This window comes from Arenibacter nanhaiticus (assembly GCF_900141935.1).
Lineage (GTDB): Bacteria > Bacteroidota > Bacteroidia > Flavobacteriales > Flavobacteriaceae > Arenibacter > Arenibacter nanhaiticus.
Genome location: NZ_FQYX01000005.1, coordinates 63,122 through 78,946, shown reverse-complemented (window position 1 = coordinate 78,946; position 15,825 = coordinate 63,122). Strand labels below are relative to the sequence as shown.

General features: G+C 39.0%; 14 protein-coding genes. 5 read left to right on the top strand and 9 right to left on the bottom strand.

The window, feature by feature from the left end:
• Positions 1-103 precede the first annotated feature (103 nt).
• Complete coding sequence (locus BUA16_RS04780; protein ID WP_072763505.1) at positions 104-295, bottom strand: hypothetical protein; 192 nt, start codon at positions 293-295, stop codon at positions 104-106.
• Positions 296-808: 513 nt separating this feature from the next.
• Here BUA16_RS04780 and BUA16_RS04770 point away from each other — a divergent pair.
• Positions 809-1,981, top strand: a complete 1,173-nt coding sequence (locus tag BUA16_RS04770) for a peptidase MATCAP family protein (RefSeq protein WP_072763591.1) — start codon at positions 809-811, stop codon at positions 1,979-1,981.
• A 787-nt stretch (positions 1,982-2,768) separates the two neighbouring features.
• Here BUA16_RS04770 and BUA16_RS04765 read toward each other — a convergent pair.
• The 4 genes from BUA16_RS04765 to prfB form a co-directional block, all read right to left on the bottom strand.
• A complete protein-coding gene (locus BUA16_RS04765; RefSeq protein ID WP_072763503.1) occupies positions 2,769-5,279 on the bottom strand; it encodes a TonB-dependent receptor in 2,511 nt (836 codons plus the stop codon).
• 1 nt (position 5,280) lies between these two features.
• Positions 5,281-5,769, bottom strand: coding sequence for a hypothetical protein (locus tag BUA16_RS04760; RefSeq protein WP_072763502.1), 489 nt, complete (start codon positions 5,767-5,769; stop codon positions 5,281-5,283).
• A 171-nt stretch (positions 5,770-5,940) separates the two neighbouring features.
• A complete protein-coding gene (gene arsC / locus BUA16_RS04755) occupies positions 5,941-6,285 on the bottom strand; it encodes an arsenate reductase (glutaredoxin) (protein WP_072763501.1) in 345 nt (114 codons plus the stop codon).
• 97 nt (positions 6,286-6,382) lie between these two features.
• Positions 6,383-7,481, bottom strand: a protein-coding gene (prfB, locus tag BUA16_RS04750) for a peptide chain release factor 2 (RefSeq protein WP_143150462.1) whose coding sequence is annotated in 2 segments (ribosomal slippage) — positions 6,383-7,417 and positions 7,419-7,481 — 1,098 coding nt in all. Because the reading frame shifts where the segments join, the coding sequence is not laid out codon by codon here.
• A gap of 288 nt (positions 7,482-7,769) precedes the next feature.
• On the opposite strand from prfB, the gene BUA16_RS04740 reads away from it, so the two are divergent.
• Positions 7,770-8,792, top strand: a complete 1,023-nt coding sequence (locus BUA16_RS04740; RefSeq protein WP_072763499.1) for a threonine aldolase family protein — start codon at positions 7,770-7,772, stop codon at positions 8,790-8,792.
• Here the strand turns inward: BUA16_RS04740 and BUA16_RS04735 are convergent.
• Together BUA16_RS04735 and trpB are read right to left on the bottom strand one after the other, a co-directional pair.
• Positions 8,787-9,116 (bottom strand): YegP family protein, encoded by a 330-nt coding sequence (locus tag BUA16_RS04735; RefSeq protein WP_072763498.1) that lies wholly within the window; start codon positions 9,114-9,116, stop codon positions 8,787-8,789. The genes BUA16_RS04740 and BUA16_RS04735 overlap by 6 nt on opposite strands.
• Positions 9,117-9,468: 352 nt before the next feature.
• On the bottom strand, positions 9,469-10,680 hold the full coding sequence (trpB, locus tag BUA16_RS04730; protein WP_072763497.1) for a tryptophan synthase subunit beta: 1,212 nt from the start codon (positions 10,678-10,680) through the stop codon (positions 9,469-9,471).
• A 365-nt stretch (positions 10,681-11,045) separates the two neighbouring features.
• Here trpB and BUA16_RS04725 point away from each other — a divergent pair, with 365 nt between their 5' ends.
• Positions 11,046-11,480 carry a universal stress protein gene (locus tag BUA16_RS04725; protein ID WP_072763496.1) on the top strand — a complete coding sequence of 145 codons (435 nt, stop codon included), beginning with the start codon at positions 11,046-11,048 and terminating at the stop codon, positions 11,478-11,480.
• 104 nt (positions 11,481-11,584) lie between these two features.
• On the opposite strand, the gene BUA16_RS04720 is transcribed toward BUA16_RS04725, so the two are convergent.
• On the bottom strand, positions 11,585-12,034 hold the full coding sequence (locus BUA16_RS04720; protein ID WP_072763495.1) for a thioredoxin family protein: 450 nt from the start codon (positions 12,032-12,034) through the stop codon (positions 11,585-11,587).
• Positions 12,035-12,132: 98 nt separating this feature from the next.
• Positions 12,133-12,459 (bottom strand): YbaB/EbfC family nucleoid-associated protein, encoded by a 327-nt coding sequence (locus BUA16_RS04715; RefSeq protein ID WP_072763590.1) that lies wholly within the window; start codon positions 12,457-12,459, stop codon positions 12,133-12,135.
• Positions 12,460-12,601: 142 nt separating this feature from the next.
• Between BUA16_RS04715 and BUA16_RS04710 the strand changes: the two genes are divergently transcribed.
• Together BUA16_RS04710 and BUA16_RS04705 are read left to right on the top strand one after the other, a co-directional pair.
• Positions 12,602-14,662, top strand: a complete 2,061-nt coding sequence (locus BUA16_RS04710; RefSeq protein WP_072763494.1) for a S9 family peptidase — start codon at positions 12,602-12,604, stop codon at positions 14,660-14,662.
• 82 nt (positions 14,663-14,744) lie between these two features.
• Positions 14,745-15,785 carry a cysteate synthase gene (locus BUA16_RS04705; protein ID WP_072763493.1) on the top strand — a complete coding sequence of 347 codons (1,041 nt, stop codon included), beginning with the start codon at positions 14,745-14,747 and terminating at the stop codon, positions 15,783-15,785.
• Positions 15,786-15,825 lie beyond the last annotated feature (40 nt).

Here is a 15,825-nt window from a genome sequence, read left to right as displayed (position 1 = left end):
GCTTTCTTTTTTGAAGTTATGAAAAACCCTTCTTTGCCCTATTAGATGTCTATAGGGCTTCTTTTTAGATTTATGTTCCTAGGAGTGTCTAGAAGCATAGCGCTTATTTTAGGTCGGATCTATTTATTCGAATCTCTTTTTTTAAGCTGCCTAGGCTATTTTTGGCCCTTTTAATGTTGATGTTCCCAATACAAGTGGTAGCAGCTGTTCCCGGTATCAGCACGCTAAAAGCCATAGGTTTTACTTTCCCGATAATTTTTGGAGTATCTTTACTAATGGCGGTAACTGTTGGCATTGTTATAACTAGTGTTTTTGCGTCAGAAAAAGGTATAGCGCAAAAAACCACTGTCTCCTTCCTTTTTGATGATACCATCGATAAAGAGGTACAATATGCAATCACAAAACCTTCTTTGTATAATAAAGTCGCAACTTTACAGTTCTCAGGAAATTTGGTTTTTAGTATCTCCAATGTCGCTATAGCGAACAGTTTAAAATTTTTGTTATTATTTTCCAGTGTTTTTTTTAGGGGGGAATCAAATGCTTATTTAATGCTGCAGGTATATGGGGTTCAAAGACTTTATAGCAGGCCTTTGCCGATTTTGTTGGGTCGATAGATAGGCGTTACTGTTATGATTGCGCTTCAAAGTGGTTTGGATGGTTTAGGAGTAAGCTTATTTGATTGTGGAAGATAACTAGGTGTTAAACAGCTAAGGGGGGAGTGGTGATAAAAGTGGCTGAATTTGCCATAGAATTGAATGAATTGATTAATAGTAGCCCTAGAATGGGCTCATTAAGGATAAATGTAAAAATGAGTAAAGAAGAAGTGCTAAAGGAAAAGCGGTTGCAATACCCGCAATTGTTTAAAATTGATGCAAATTTAGACCAATTAGTAAAGAAAATAGAACTGATCAGTTATGTAAATCCCTTAAATATAGAAACCGAGAAGCAACGCTTTTTTGCTTCTAAATATGTGGAGTCCCCTGTTTTTAAATATCGGAAACTACCATTTGACCCCTATAAGTTACATCAGTTGTTTTTTTCACAACAGATAGATCGTATCAAGGATGAGCAGATTCGAGCGTTTTACCAAGACGTGATTTACTTCTATGCTAATATGATTCAATGCATAGAAACCATTGGGCAAGGAAAGAAGTTTTTTTACAACTCCTTGAGTACCTATGGAACCCCTACAAAAAAGGATGTACAGAATGCTAAATTTATCCTGCACTTTAGCGATGAGCCGCTTTCCGAGGATATGGAAAAAAAGTATTCTCCGGAAGATGCAAGGTTGTTTTTTGAAAATTTTGTAGAACAGTATAATTTCCCCTTAAATATTGCCTATTCTACCAGTATCGCTGCCGATGCCATGGTTCAAAATAGTTCGCAGTCCCTTTTGATCAAAAAAAATGCGGTATTTAGTAAAAACCAGTTGCTTACTTTGGCAAATCACGAAATAGGAGTACACTTGGTTACCACCTATAATGCCATGTTACAACCCTTAAAAGTTTTTTCTAACGGGCTGCCCAGAAATGTGGAGACTCAGGAGGGCTTGGCGGTATTTAGCGAATATATGAGCGGAGCCCTGACCTTAAAACGATTAAAAGAGTTGGCCTATAGGGTTTTGGCTTCCGATAGCCTTATTAAAGGGTATAGCTTTGCAGACACCTTCGATATGATTCACAGTAAATATAAGCTCAATCGGGACGATGCCTTTACGATTACTTTAAGGGCGCATAGGGGAGGAGGCTTTACCAAAGACCGGCTGTATTTAAGTGGCTTAAGGAAAATACATAAACGTTATAAAAGCGGGCTATCGATGGATACTTTGCTGACGGGGAAAGTGAGTTTAGAATACGAAAGCACTATGTTGAGAATGAGAGAATTGGGATTGGTTCTGCAGCCTGCTCACGGCAATATTGCCTATACGAAAAATAAGAACAAAAATGAGACCTTAGATTTTATCTTAAACAATTTAAAGTAAGCTAAAAACGTTCTCTTTAGAAGTTTTCTATTAGAAAATCAAGGCAATGGCATTATTTGAGGTTATTTGGCTGCTCTAGGGCTAAATTCATTAAAAATATCATAAAATATTTTGGTTGGTTATTGCATATACAAATAAGATTTTGATATATTTGTAGCGTTATTTAAAAATTAAAATTATCATGTTCGATTTTGGCCAATACTTAGGGTTTATAGCTTTCTTAACCATTTTAACCATCGGTTTTTGGTTAATGATATTTCTATTGACTTTTGTGATACCTTATTGGGTAGGGGGATCGCTTCTTGAATTTCTGAAAGAAAAGCGCGACGCTAAAAAAGCAAAGCAAAACGCTTAAAATATATCTTATTTTTACAATAAACGAAGCTGTCCATAATCAATGGGCAGCTTTTTTTGTTTAGAAGAAGTATCTAATTCTTTTTCTGTGGTTCTAAAAGTGCCACACACCGCTTTTATATGTTTGTTGTAAAAAGGGAACGAGCCTAATTAGGAAACTACCTTTGCTGTTTTTGGTCCTCATACGGATATGGATTTGGGCGTTCCCTCCTTCGTCGGTCGGGCTTTTGGCTATATCCCTTGCGCTGCTGCGGGGATGCCGCCGCTATCCCTAACGCGGTTTTCAATCAGCAATTAACGATTGACAATATTCCTGGTTGAACTTCCCTGATTTGGGTTGATCGATTATAGGCCTTCATGAAAGGTTGCCTAAAATTAAGACATAAAAAAAGCTGCCTTTTCGGGCAGCTTTTAATTTTAATTGTTTCAGGAATTATCCTCCAAAGTCCATATCGTTATCACCGTTTCCTGATCCCGGTCCGCTCCTTTGCTTCTGGTTTAGAGGCTGGTTAAAGCGGTACTGAAAAGATAAGGTAACTTGTCTTTCTCTCCATTGAAATTCGCTATATGATAATACGTTTTCTGTTCTGGTTTCCCTTCTGCGTTTTCTAGTATTAAAAATATCGCCCACGTTCAACGAAATGGACCCTTTTTTGTTTAAAACATCCTTGCTCAAAGCTAAGTCAGAACTTAACATACCCTTATTATTGCTTTGGGCATTTTTGGAAGCGCCCATATAAAAGAAGTTTGTTTGAAAGTCAATTTTACCCGGTAATGGTAATTTGGCACTGAATCTTGTAAACCAAGAGAAGTTTTTAGAATCAAAATTCTGAACTATTTCTTCCTTATTACTATTGGTGTAGATATAATCTCCTTGTGTTTCCCTTTGGAAAGCATTTACGTTCCAAGTTAACCTCCAATTGCGCAAGGGAGTATAAGTAGTGGTAAATTCCATCCCATAGCGGTCTTCTGTAGCCAAATTAATCGGGGTCATGGCCTGTACTGGTACTACAATTGGATTTTCCGGATCGTCCGGATTCTCAATGCTTACAAAATCTCCAGTTTCTTTGGTGATAAATTGAAAAACGCCGGTAGATCTATTGAAATATCCAGAGGTGTTAAAGGTAATTTTGTCCCAACGCTTTAAATACCCTAAGTCAAAAGCATTGGTAAAGGTCGGATCTAAGTCTGGATTACCCTGAAAAAGGTTGGTGTTGCTAGATCTAGAAGGGAATGGGTTGATAAACCTAGACCTTGGTCTTCTAAGTCGCTTGCTATAGCTAAGGGTTAACTGTTCCTTTTCAGAAAACTCATATCCTAGGAATAGCGATGGGAACCAATTGACATAGTTCTTTTTAGAAATTTCGTTGTTGTTAAGGAGTTCTATTTCAATGTCCGAAGCTTCAACCCTTAGTCCACCAAGAATACTGATTTTATCTATTTTAGTTCCTAATTGAGTGTAGGCAGCATTTACATACTCCTTGTAATTTAATTCATTGCTAAAGTTAGGGTCACTATTAAAAGCACCATTGTCTTGTAAGATACCGAAATCAAAATCAGTATTGTTATTGTTAAAAGTACCTCTATACCCTAATTCAAATTGAGATTGGTTGTCAGAGCCAAAAGGCAAAACGTAATCTAATTGTAGTAATTGGGTAATTTGTGTTTCTGCATTTAGGGTTTTTTCGGTGTCCAAGGCTATATTATCGCCCAAGATGACTTCACTAATGACAGAATCCTCATCGTCCGTACCTTTCGAATATTGATAATCGAATGTTAGTTCATGTCCGTCCTTATCAAATTTTTTCTGATAATTTAAGGAGTACTGTACCTCTTCCTCAAATTCATCCTCAGTGGTAAACCTGTTTCTTTGGATGGTCGGATTTCTATTGGCATCGAAATTAAAGAAATCTACAGCAACGGTGTTATCACCATTAGACCTTCCAAAAACTAGGGAGTTGGTGATACTGCTGTTCTCGTCCAGGAAAAATTCGAATCCGATATTGGTGTTAAAACTTTTATCCTTTCTGTCGTACTTCCTAATTTCATTTTGATAGTTACGGGTATTGCCGTTATCGTCAAAGTTCTCTTGTTCAAAAAGGGCGTTCCCCGGTCCATTTCTGTACCTATAGGTGGTATTGGTGAAAAAGTTTAGTTTTTCGCGTCGTAAATTTAAGCTAACGGCTCCTCCAAAATTATCGGGGTTCCCGGCGTATAGGTTTACAGAACCATTCAGTCCGGCTGTTTTGCTTTGTTTTAAAATGATGTTTAAGATCCCTGCGGTACCTTCGGCATCGTATCTTGCAGATGGGTTGGTAATGACTTCTACCTTTTCAATAGCATCGGCTGGTAGCTGTTGTAGGGCTTCCGGACTTAGGCCAGATAGGGCAGAGGGCTTACCGTTAATAAGGATGCGGACGCTTTCATTGCCTCTTAAACTAATATTTCCTTCCACATCGACGTTTACGGAGGGTACATTCCCCAAAACATCGGTCACAGATCCTCCTTTTACTGTTAGATCGGAACCTACGTTGTATACTTTCTTATCCAACCGGAGCTCAACGGTGGTCCGTTCCCCAACAAGTTCAATCCCCTCGAGTTGTGCCACATCGAGCCCTAAGTTTATGATGCCGAGTTCGGTATCAGATCTCAAGCTGTAATTCGGAAGCTTGTGAGACCTGAAGGATATATATTCAATGCTGATGTTGTAGTTCCCGGCGGAGGCTTCAACCTCAAACTTTCCTTCGGCATTAGTGATTCCCCCTGTAATCTTATCCGGATTCCTAACACTTTGCAAGACAAGAGTGGCGTATTCCAAGGGTTCTTTGGTCTCTTCATCTAACACGGTCCCCGTGATTTTTACAAGCCTTTGGTTGTCTTGAGGCCCTTGTGCAAAGGTGAGTAGGGAAATAAAGAATAAGGTAATAGGGAGTAATCTTTTCATGCTAATCTTTTGATTTTCTTTTTCGGTTTTTCTTTTTCTTCTTTTTGTTTTTAAATCCGTTTTTTTGAAGTTCTACAAAAGCTTCGTATTTTTCAATTGGAAGGCCGGATTTAAGATCTTCGTCTTGTCTTTCTGTGATTCTCTCAAAACCCTCCTTCATTTTTTCGGGACTGAGTTTTAAAATCTGTAATTCGATACGTTCTTGTAAGTACTTGGTTAATGTGGTACTTAAAATTGCCTTTTCAAATTCATTTAGTCCCAAAATTTCCGTCAAATTTAGCATTTCGGCATCTACCATTTGTTGGGCAGTTAGCTTTTCTGGCTCTTTTGGTGTTTCCTGAATCTGTGGAAGACTGTTTCTTTGTCTGCCACCATATCCGTATCCATTGCCATACCCATAGCCGTTTCCGTAACCGTATTGGGCACTTGCCACAGGGAAGGATAGTAAAATGAAAGAAAAACTTAAAAATATTTTGTTCTTAATTTTCATAATAGTAACTGTTTTATAAGATTCTAAATTTAAAGGATGGTTTAACCTGCTAAGGTTAAAGGTTTGTTAAATAGTCAGAAGTGGTTTATTGCAAATAGGCATGCAAGTTGATGATCTTATTAGATCTGTTGCATGCCTATAGTGGTTTTATAAGAGAAGAATCTTGGGTTCTTAGTCTAAAATATCGTTTATTTTTTCGGTCGGTCGCCCTACAACCGCCTTTTCGCCATTCACCACAATGGGGCGTTCTATTAATTTAGGATGCGCAATCATGGCATCTATAATCTCCTCTTCAGAAAGTAGTTTGCCCTTAAAATTCTCTTTCCAAATAGCTTCATTTTTACGTACCAAATTTTCGGCGCTGATAGAAAGATAATTCAATAAGGTACGAAGTTCCTCTTTTGAAGGAATGTCTTCAAGATATTTAATGACCTGAAAATCCTTGCCCGAATTTTCCAGTAATTTTAATCCTTCTCTAGATTTACTACATCTGGGATTGTGATAAATTTTGATCATGGTTTAATTTTTGACAATTAAATTATTTTAAAATTTTATGGGTTTTAAAAATGATGGTTTCCTCTATTGTTCAAAGGAATGCTCTAAGGTAGTATGATTAATCAGCATCCTTTTGCCCCATCATCATTAAATAAGCCTTAAGAAACTGGTCTATATTTCCGTCCATTACGGCGTCAACATTGCCCGTTTCTTCACCTGTTCGAACGTCTTTCGCCAATTTATAGGGGTGCATCACATAATTTCTTATTTGCGAACCCCATTCTATTTTCATTTTGGTGGCTTCAATTTCTTGTCGGGCCTCTAATTTTTTGCGCAATTCTATCTCATAGAGTTGCGATTTTAGCATTTTTAAGGCCGTAGCTCTATTGTCGTGTTGCGACCTAGAGTCTGAACAGGAAATTTGAATCCCGGTAGGCTTATGGGTCAACTGCACCTTTGTCTCTACCTTGTTGACATTCTGACCTCCCGCACCGCTTGATCTTGCTGTGGTTATTTCAATATCGGCCGGATTGATATCAATTTCAATACTATCATCCACCAAAGGATATACATATACTGAAGCAAAAGAGGTATGGCGCTTGGCATTACTATCAAAGGGAGAAATACGGACCAAACGGTGCACGCCATTTTCGCCTTTTAGCCATCCAAAGCCATAATCGCCCTCAATTTCGAGGGTCACGGTTTTTATACCCGCGACATCCCCTTCTTGGTAGTTGAGTTCTTTTACCTTGTAGCCATGTTTTTCGCTCCACATCATATACATTCGCATTAACATGGCGGCCCAATCACAGCTTTCTGTTCCTCCAGCCCCAGCAGTAATCTGTAGGACGGCCGTAAGTTCATCTCCTTCGGAAGAAAGCATGTTCTTAAACTCAAGTTTCTCAATAGCATCCACGGTTTTTTCATAGTGGCTCCTTAAGTCGCTTTCAGACATTTCTCCTTCTTGGTAAAACTCTAAAAAGATCTCCAAATCACCAACCAAGCTTTTCGCAGCATTAAAGTCGTCTACCCATTGTTTTTTGGATTGGATTAACTTCATCTGCTCCTGAGCTTCTTGCGGATTGTTCCAAAAGTCTGGAGCTAAGGTCTTTTCTTCCTCGTTCTCTATTTCTATAAGCTTGGCATCAACGTCAAAGATACCTCCTTAACGCACCAAGGCGATCTAAAAGACCTTTGTATTGGTCTGAACTAATTATCATATCTTCATTTTTTAACAAAAATAGAATAATAAAGGAGAATAGTATCGGGAAAAATTTAACTTTTTTAGGGGCTGGTCTTCAATTGAAAACCGAACGTGCTGTTGCATTGGCACACCCTGCTTTTAATGAGGGGTTAGGAACTGAATTTCCCTTTTATACATGTTGATATTTTTAAAAAACAATTAGAGTATGGGGGTGACATCTTTTTTATATAATTTTAAAAATTAAATTTTTTAAAGGAAGCGGTAGTGTATTCCTTTAAGTATCATATTAATTCTATACCGTATGCAAATAAATCTAATCAGCGATACTATAACGAAGCCTACGAAAGGTATGCTAGACGCTATGATGAGCGCCGAAGTCGGTGATGACGTTTTTAAAAACGACCCTTCCGTAAATGCTTTGGAGAAAAAAATAGCCGATATGTTTGGGAGGGAAGCCGCGCTGTTTTTCCCTAGCGGTACCATGGCCAACCAAACAGCTATAAAATTGCACACCCAGCCGGGAGAGCAATTAATCTGCGATAAATATTCGCATATCTTTCACTATGAAGGAGGTGGTGTTAGTTTTAACAGTGGTGTTTCTTGTAAGTTGGTAGATGGACACCGAGGAATGATGACAGCAAACCAGGTAAAGGAAGCTATCAATCCGCCCGACTTTTATCACAGTCCATTGACATCTTTGGTTTCTATAGAGAATACCACCAATAAAGGTGGTGGGGCCTGTTGGGATTTTGAGGAACTAAAGGCTATCAGGGAAGTGTGCGATCGCCATCAGTTAAAATACCACTTAGATGGGGCCCGGTTATGGAATGCCCTGGTCGCAAAAAATGAATCTGCATTGCAATACGGAGCCTTGTTCGACACTATAAGTGTATGTTTAAGTAAAGGACTCGGCTGTCCTGTAGGTTCTGTCCTTGTTGGCAGTAAAGAAGATATGAATAAGGCTTTACGGATAAGGAAAGTGTTCGGGGGAAATATGCGGCAAGCAGGATATCTGGCGGCTGCCGGGATATATGCTCTGGATAACCATATGGAAAGACTTGCCATAGATCATAGCAGGGCCAAAGAAATCAGTACAGTGCTGCAAGAGTTGCCTTTTATAAAAGAAGTGGCGCCCACCCAGACCAATATTATCATTTTTGAACTCGATGAAAGGGCCATGAGTATGGCTGCTTTTATGCAAAAGCTAAAGGCTCATAATATACAGATTATAGATATGGGGCAAGGCAAATTACGCATGGTGACCCATCTAGATTATACCCAAGAGATGCATGAAAAACTATTGGAAATATTGGTGGAACTATAGGTCTACAAGCCCGGTGTCGGGAAGCAAATCCACTATTTTTTTTAAATTTTTGATCCCATTTTCCATGCCGGCTTCAGAGGTGTAAAACATAGAGTTTCCAATAATTTTTCCCTCCTTGTCCTTTAATATAAAGAAAAATTTGCCGTGGTAATTAGTCTTGCGTTCAAAAGCAGCGGAAAGCGTCACTAAAACCTTAAGGTCGGTAAGGGTTTTATGCATAGATTCTTTAGTAGTATAAGGGACGCTTTTTAGAAGAGACTGTCCGGTATCGGATTGTAGACTAAAGATGTGAGTGTTGTCTTTATCTTTTGTTATTGTTATCATAAGGCTGGGTAACTTTTCTTTTAAAAATACATAAAAAAACCGAATCCTGCCTTAGTTAATTTTATATCATTGGGAATAATTATCTAACGGTGAGACTTTGGTGTATTTACGGTAAGTAGGGAGGTAGAAAAAAAGTTGAAATCGTTTTGTCCAATCCATGTTTTTTATTTTAGGATAAGAGCGATATCTGTTTTTTGGCATGTAGAAAGTCAAGAATGAACACTATTTAAAGAAAGTTGAATCTTGTTTTTTAAGGAGTTTCTTGGAATCGAATGGATTTATGTGTTAAAAAGCTTTATGAAAGGGCGTTTCTGAAACTTAAGTCTCATAAACGCCCTTTGTTTAGGACTCCTTATTTGTTATCACTTGGTAGGCCGTAAGTATCCACTATAAAATCGATATCCTTATCGCCTCTACCGCTGAGGTTGACCAATATGGATGATTGTGGGTTCTTTTGCGCTAATTTTATAGCATAAGCAACCGCATGGGCGCTTTCTAAAGCAGGAATAATTCCTTCTAAACGGCTCAATTCATAAAAAGCATTTATGGTCTCTTGGTCGGAAACAGAATCGTAAGTTACTCTCTCTTGGTCTTTGAGCATACTGTGCTCTGGGCCTACGCCAGGATAATCTAACCCACTGGCTACGGAATGTACCGCGCCTGGTTCTCCATTTTCGTCTTTGAGCATATAGCATTTAAAGCCGTGGATTACTCCAGGAGAACCTAAGGTCATTGTGGCAGCATGTTCTCCGTACGCCAAAGACCGGCCTCCGGGTTCAACGCCGTACAGGGTACACTCTTTATCGTCCAAAAAGGCTGAAAAAATCCCCATAGCATTACTTCCTCCGCCAACACAAGCGACTACATTGTCTGGTAATTCGCCCGTCATGTCAAAAAACTGTTCCTTGGCCTCTATACCGATAATGCGTTGAAAGTCTCTTACAATCATAGGGAAAGGATGTGGTCCTACCACAGATCCAATACAGTAGATGCTGTTGATTGGGTCTTTTAAATACGCTTCAAAAGCAGAGTCTACGGCTTCTTTCAAGGTTTTTAGCCCGTGGGATACCGGTACCACTGTGGCCCCTAAAATTTTCATTCGCACCACATTTGGGTGCTCCTTGGCTATATCTACCTCGCCCATGTGAATCTCACACTCCAATCCAAAATAAGCCGCGGCAGTAGCCAAAGCAACCCCGTGCTGACCGGCACCGGTTTCGGCAATTAGCTTCTTCTTGCCCATGTGCTTTGCTAATAGCGCCTCACCCATGCAATGGTTTAATTTATGAGCTCCAGTATGGTTTAGGTCTTCTCGCTTTAAATAAATGCGGCCGCCGTATTTTTCGGATAAACGGTTGCAGTAATAAACAGGAGTAGGCCTTCCCTGGTAATGTTTGCGGATACTTCTTAATTCGGAAATAAAAGCATGCGATTTGCTAATGGCAAAATAGGCATCGGTAATTTTTTTCATTTCCTCCTCTAGGACAGGAGGTATAAATGCGCCTCCATAGGATTCAAAAAAACCTTCCTTGTTTGGAAAGGTTTTAAAATAATTATCAGTCATTTAGGGTATCAGTATTAATTAAGTAGTAAAAAATAAACTTGATTTCATCTACAATAATAACGAATTTGGAAGGAAATGTTGACCTTCCTTAGCTAAAATAACCCTATGCGAGTCTAGTCGTTGTTAGAGGCATCCGATAGAAATGTTTTAGTAATATAAGGTGAGATAGTCTCGGAGTATTTTGGGATACTGAAGAATAAGGATAAGCGTAGATCCATGGTTGTATGAAAGAAAAAAATACTTAGATAAAATTATAACTTGCTAAAAAATAGTATATTGTATAGGAGCATGGATGCCTGGATTTCTCTTGTAGCTTACAAACGTGGTATCTATTAAGGAATGCTATTTAAATAAAAGAAATAGAAATGAAAAACATTTTAGTAGCCATCGACTTTAACGACAATGAAAGTATACTTATCGAAAAGGCTTTTCAGTTAGCTAAAGCCTTCGGTTCCAAAGTGTGGGTATTGCATATAGCGGCACCGGATCCTGAATTTGTGGGCTATGGTGTAGGGCCACAATATATTCGCGATAGCAGGGCCGAAGAACTTAGGTATGAGCACCGAAAAATTCAGGAACATGTGGGGTTTCTTAGAAATAATAAAATTGATGCAGAAGGTTTGTTGATACAAGGGGCGACTATAGAAATGGTCATCAAGGAGTCCAAGAAATTAAATGCCGATTTAATAGTGGCAGGGCACCATAAACATAGTTTTTTATTCAATGCCTTTATAGGAAGCGTGTCCACTCAGATTATGAAGAAATCAAAAATTCCGGTACTGATCATTCCACTGGAATAGGTGCGTCAAAATCTTAGTGCCGCTGAAATCACTAGGAAAGTGTCGGTGAATGAATACTTAATAGGGACTTGGGAACAGTCCTAGAGCCTATTTTATACAATAGGTTAGCGATGTGTCTGAAGAAAATCGGCGTATTTAGGCAGATCGTTTTTGGAGCCGTAACCAGACATATAGGCGACTTCTTTTTGTAGGGGGCTAACCACGCTAATGGCTGGGAAAACCCCCTTTTTGTTCCATTTAGCCAACAATTCTTTGTTGTGATTCATTTCTTCTACAGAAAGAAGCTTTTTGTTTCTAGGAATATCTATATAAAGAAGCACATAATTGTTTGCTAGATCCTTAAACTTTGCGGTATCGAACAGGTCGTTTTTCAGGGCCCTGCATGGAGGGCACCAATCGCTACCGGTAAAATAAATAAGAATATTTTTATTGTTTTTCTTAGCCAAGCTCAGGGCGTCGTCGTAATTCGTTGCCCAATAGGTATCCGTTGCTTTAGAAGCCATTTGCCCGGAAAGAAGCATGGGGAAAAACAATAAAAACAATATTCTTTTCATCTATAGATATTTATGATTTCTTAACGATCATATGTAATTCGCATTGGTGTCCAATTTTCGGGCATGCTCATTTCATATAGAGGCTAAGCTTGTTGGTTTTATTTTAAAAAGGAATCCATTCCCGGGATGTTCGGCATCCCCTCTTTAGCGACAGCGGCCAATTCGGCTTCGTTCACATTAGTAGCCTTTTCTATGGCTTTATTCAATACAAGAATCAAATAGTCTTCTAACTGTTCCTTGTCTTCCATCAACTGGTCATCGATAGTGATAGATTTGATGGTTCTATTGGCGGTAAGGCTCACTTTTAAAAGCTCGTCCGATGATTGTTCATCTATAATAACCGTATTTAATCGCTCCTTGGTAGCCTTTACTTTTTCTTGGGTCTCTTTAAGTTTTCCTAACATGCCCATCATATCTCCAAACATAGTATCTAATTTAAAAGTTAAGTGGACAAAATTACAAAATTGCATCGGGATTTTCGCTATGAGGAGATCTGCTACCAAAAAGACAGCATTATTTTTTATTAAGTCTTACTTTTGCCCTTTCTTGTAAAATTCAAAAAGGGATATGTCAACAGAATTGAAAGCACCTAGTGTAAAAAAAATACCAAAAGAACTAATAGCTCATGGGGAGCGAAGGATAGACGAGTACTATTGGTTAAATGATCCAGAGAATCCCGATGTTATTGCATATTTGGAGCAGGAAAATGCATATTATGATACCATTACCGCAAACACCAAGGATTTTCAAGGAGCGCTTTTCGAAGAAATGAAATCTAGGATCAAGGAAGACGATTCTTCCGTGCCTTATAAAAGTAATGGGTATTGGTATGCCACACGGTATGAAATAGGCAAGGAATACCCGATTTTTGGAAGACGATTTGAGAAAGAGGATGCCGCCGAGGAAGTAATCTTCAACTGTAATGAAATGGCAAAAGGTTTTGATTATTTCAAATTGGGGGGACTGTCTATAAGCCCTAACAATCAACTGGCCGCCTTTGGAGTTGATACCGTTTCTAGACGACAATATATCCTGCAGTTCAAAAATCTTCTGACAGGAGAAGTATTTGACGATAAAATAGAAAATACTACCGGGAGTGCTGTATGGGCCGATGATAATAAAACAGTGTTTTACTGTAAAAAGGATCCTGTAACATTGCGTTCCGATAAAATTTACAAACATATTCTAGGTACCTCCAGTGAAGAAGACGTATTGGTGTTTTGTGAAGAAGACGATACGTACTCCACCTTTGTCTATAAAACAAAGTCGAAAAAATATATCGTTATCGGTTCTTCAAGTACCCTGACATCCGAGTATCAGATTTTAAGATCGGACAACCCGGAAGGGGCCTTTCAAATGTTTTCTAAAAGAGAACGAGGGGTAGAGTATTCCTTGGCCCATTACGGAGATAAGTTCTATATCCTGACCAATAAGGACGGGGCTACCAACTTTAAGGTCATGCGGGTAAATGAGCAACAGACGAGCTCGGAGCACTGGGAAGAATTTATTGCCCATAGAGAAGAAGTTCTCTTGGAAGATATTGAGATCTTTTCCGAACATTATGTGTTGTCCGAACGCGAAAATGGGCTTAATCAAATAAAAATTGTGCGTTGGGACGGGAAAGAGAGTTACTACCTGCCTTTCGACAACGAAACATATACCACCTATGTAGGAACTAATCCCGATTTTGAGACCAATGTCCTTCGCTATGTTTATAATTCCTTGACAACCCCCAGCTCGGTGATCGATTTTAATATGGACACCAAAGCCAAGGAGGTTAAAAAGGAACAAGAAGTACTAGGCGGAAAATTCGACAAGGAAAACTACACCTCTGAAAGGGTTTGGGCAACGGCCCAAGATGGTGTTAAAGTGCCTATATCCCTAGTATACCACAAAGACACCCCCTTAGATGGCAGTAGTCCGTTGTTGCAGTACGCCTACGGGTCTTATGGTTATACCATTGACCCTTATTTTTCTACAGTCCGTTTAAGCCTTTTAGACCGCGGCTTTATTTATGCCATTGCCCACGTAAGGGGAGGGGAATACCTTGGTCGTACATGGTATGAAGAGGGGAAACTGTTGAAAAAGAAAAATACGTTTACCGATTTTATCGATTGTTCTAAATATTTGATCGCGGAAAAATATACAAGTCCAGCACATTTGTATGCTTCAGGAGGATCTGCAGGTGGGTTGTTGATGGGGGCTGTAGTAAATATGGCTCCAACATTATATAACGGAATTATAGCCGCTGTTCCCTTTGTAGATGTGGTTACAACGATGTTAGACGATTCTATTCCATTGACCACAGGAGAATACGACGAATGGGGAAATCCTAATACGAAAGAGTATTATGATTATATGATGTCGTATTCGCCCTATGACAACGTGAAAGCGCAAAAGTACCCTCATATGTTGGTGACCACAGGCTTACACGATTCCCAAGTGCAGTATTTTGAGCCGGCAAAGTGGGTGGCGCGATTAAGAGAACTAAAAACTGATAAAAATTTATTGTTGTTCAATATTAACATGGAAGCGGGGCATGGCGGTGCTTCAGGACGATTTGAGTCATTAAAAGAAGAGGCCAAAGAATATGCATTTTTATTAGAATTGGAGCATAAAATTCAATAATTAAAAAAAAAGACTAATTTTGTCCTAGCTATATTGAAGTTTATGTAAAACTCAAGAGGCACAAAAAACCTAGTAATTGTTTATGGAAAATAAGATAGATGCCTATAATAACCTCCTGGAACTTGTAGGAAACACTCCACTTATTAAGCTAAATAAAATCGCTTCAGCCTTTAAAGGTAATTTCTTCGCCAAGGTAGAGGCATTTAATCCCGGACACTCCTCTAAAGATAGAATAGCCCTTCATATTATAGAAGAGGCAGAACGCAGAGGGATTCTAAAAGAAGGAAGTACTATTATAGAAACGACCTCGGGGAATACTGGTTTTAGTATTGCCATGATTAGTATCATAAAAGGGTACGACTGTATTTTGGCCGTCAGTTCAAAATCATCAAAGGACAAAATAGATATGTTAAGATCTATGGGGGCACAAGTGTATGTTTGCCCTGCCCATGTCAGTGCAGATGATCCTAGGTCGTATTATGAGGTTGCGAAGAGACTTCATCAAGAAACAGAAGGTTCTATTTATATCAACCAGTATTTTAACGAGTTAAATACCGACGCCCATTATAAGAGTACCGGTCCGGAAATTTGGAAACAAACCAATGGCCATATTACCCATTTCATTGCTTGTAGCGGTACCGGGGGTACTATTTCGGGAACAGCAAAATATTTAAAAGAACAAAATCCAGATATTAGGGTTATTGGCGTGGATGCTTTTGGTTCGGTATTGAAAAAATATCACGAAACAAAAGAGCTCGATCCTAATGAAATTTATCCCTACCGTATAGAAGGCTTAGGGAAAAATTTAATTCCAACCGCGACCATTTTCGAGGTGATTGACGAGTTTGTTAAGGTGACCGATGAAGAAAGCGCCCATATGGCAAGAAACATATCGCGTACCGAAGGCATATTTGCCGGCTACACTAGTGGTGCCGTAATGCAAGCAGTAAAGCAACTTGATGAATTAGGCGAGTTTGATGAAAATAGCAATGTAGTTGTTGTATTCCCCGATCATGGTTCCCGATATATGAGTAAGATATACAGCGACCAGTGGATGGGCGATCAAGGCTTTTTTGACAGTAAAAATGTTAAGGAGCCTAAAAAGATAGAATTTGTAAAGTGAAAAGTTTAAAAGTATTCCAAAGCTGTAGAAGCAACGGTTT